The organism is Variovorax sp. P4_D9, assembly GCF_056401695.1.
The window spans coordinates 1-614 of the sequence record NZ_JBFUIU010001721.1 but is presented as its reverse complement, the minus strand read 5'-3'; the positions used below and the strand labels follow the sequence as shown (position 1 = coordinate 614).

The window sequence follows — 614 nt, the reverse complement described above, 5'->3', positions numbered from 1 at the left end:
TTCCGCGTCAAGGATTCGCACAAGGCCTATGCGCGGGCACTGGAGCTCGGCGCACAGCCGATCGAGATCGCCACCGGACCGATGGAACTGCGCCTGCCGGCGATCAAGGGCATCGGCGGCGCGCCGCTGTACCTGATCGACCGCTTCGAGGACGGCAAGTCGATCTACGACATCGACTTCGAATTCATCGAGGGCGTCGAGCGGCATCCCGTCGGCCACGGCCTGAAGCTGATCGATCACCTGACCCACAACGTGTATCGCGGCCGCATGGCCTTCTGGGCCAACTTCTACGAGAAGCTGTTCAACTTCCGGGAGATCCGCTACTTCGACATCCAGGGCGAATACACCGGCCTGACCTCGAAGGCGCTGACCGCACCGGACGGCAAGATCCGCATCCCGCTGAACGAGGAATCGTCCAAGGGCTCGGGCCAGATCGAGGAATACCTGATGAAGTTCAACGGCGAAGGCATCCAGCACATCGCCCTCCTCAGCGACAACCTGATCGACACCATCGACCAGCTCGGTCTGGCCGGCGTGCCCTTGATGACCGCACCCAACGACATCTACTACGAGATGCTCGAGACGCGGCTGCCAGGCCACGGCCAGCCGGTCGC

General features: G+C 63.0%; 1 protein-coding gene. It reads left to right on the top strand.

All coding sequences use genetic code 11. The features are described from left to right. Nucleotides 1-614, top strand: a 614-nt coding sequence (locus AC1DY5_RS57975) for a VOC family protein (RefSeq protein ID WP_478123090.1), incomplete at both ends; no start/stop codon positions are given.